Here is a 1,484-nt window from a genome sequence, read left to right on the forward strand (position 1 = left end):
TATAGATAATTCAAATAAAAACTACAGCTTCGACTTCGCTCAGCTAGCTTACACCGAGGGCTGAGCGAAGTCGAAGCCCGTCTACAAGTTATTTAAAACAACTATAAAACCTGCTAAGCAGGTGTTATTGCTTCTAGGTTTTCTTCGGCTTCTAATCTGTAATTTATATCTCTAGAGATTACCTTTATACAAACTTAGATAGCGATCGCTGGTACCATCTAGGATAATTTCTGGAAAGGAGCAAGCATCTGATGTCAGTAGTCAATCAGCAAGAAGTTTTGGCAAGCTTTAAAATTTTGGTAAGCATGGCAAAAGCCGATGGCAAACTCCTCGAAGAAGAGCTATCCAGTCTTGCCGATACCTTTGATGAAATCCATTTGCCTGAAGGAATTACCGTCGATCGCCTGTTGAATGAAGACGATGAACCTATTGACACCTTGCTCGCTAAAATCACTAGCGAGGTTGCTCAGGAAATGGTGTATCAATCTGCCTGTGCAATGGCTAACATTGATGGGGAGTGTAGTTCCGAAGAAAAAGCACTGTTAGATAAAATTGGTGCAACCTTTACTAGCTCTAAACTTTGGGGCAAACAGGAATGGCTAGAAACCCTAGAACGGCGCTCTACGCAATCGTCTATTTCCGCTCAAGTTCGTCAGATCGACGATCCTGACAAACGGGCGATAGAAGTCGAGAATGCCACTACCGATGCCTGCTTTTTAAATGCCGTTTTAGGTGCTTTTCCGATCCCAGGAGTAGCGATCGCTTTTGATATGTTGATCTACTGGAACCAACTCGATCTCGCTCAAGCGATCGGTCAAAGTTGGGGCTACGACCGCAACCGCGAAGATTTCCGCAAAGCAATATTTGGTAGTTTGGGTATAACAGGTACCAGAATTGCCGTGAGCAATCTGGCGAAGTTAGTCCCTGTATTCGGAATGGTAGTAGGTGCGACGACTGCCTATGCAAGTACTTGGGCGTTGGGCAAGGTTGCCAATGAATACTTCGCCTCTGGTGGTGAAATGGATGCCTTTAGCTTGCGCCAAGCCTTCAAGCAAGCGAAAAAAGAAGGTGAAGCTATGTACAAAACTAAAGCCGATGAGATCGCCGCCAAGAAACAAGCGATCGAGCCGCAAGTGCAATTGCTCAGCGAGGAACTGAAGGCTGGGACTATTACCCCTGAAGAATATCAAGTAAAGCTTAAAGAGCTTCTCTAGAGATACTCCATTCCCAGTGAATAATTAGCGTTGCGGCGCTTCGCGCCGCAACGCTAATTATTGTTTTTTGATGTCGGTGGGAAGGGAGTAGCAATGCTTGAGTTATACCAAGTTAAGAAATGGCTACGCCATTTCTTAACTTGGATGGTAGTTATATTTAGCCGTTTAATACATCTTTTTTATGTTGGGGGGCTGCGGCTACTGCGGCGACCTCGGCGATAAGTTCGTCGGATACTCCCATTTCTCTGAGGGTGAGGATCAAATCCTCCG

Annotated in this window: 1 protein-coding gene and 1 pseudogene; one reads left to right on the plus strand and one right to left on the minus strand. The window is 45.2% G+C overall.

Annotated elements, in window-relative coordinates; all coding sequences use genetic code 11:
- Positions 1 to 251: 251 nt before the first annotated feature.
- Positions 252 to 1,214, plus strand: coding sequence for a hypothetical protein (locus AC805_RS09855; RefSeq protein ID WP_055075272.1), 963 nt, complete (start codon positions 252 to 254; stop codon positions 1,212 to 1,214).
- A gap of 157 nt (positions 1,215 to 1,371) precedes the next feature.
- Here the strand turns inward: AC805_RS09855 and AC805_RS27320 are convergent.
- Positions 1,372 to 1,484, minus strand: a pseudogene (locus tag AC805_RS27320) (group 1 truncated hemoglobin); the annotation flags it as partial.

It is taken from the genome of Pseudanabaena sp. 'Roaring Creek', from assembly GCF_001402795.1.
Lineage (GTDB): Bacteria > Cyanobacteriota > Cyanobacteriia > Pseudanabaenales > Pseudanabaenaceae > Pseudanabaena.

Coding starts and splice junctions, on each gene's coding strand:
- AC805_RS09855 (WP_055075272.1), top strand. CDS start 252: ATGTCAGTAGTCAATCAGCAAGAAGTTTTGGCAAGCTTTAAAATTTTG.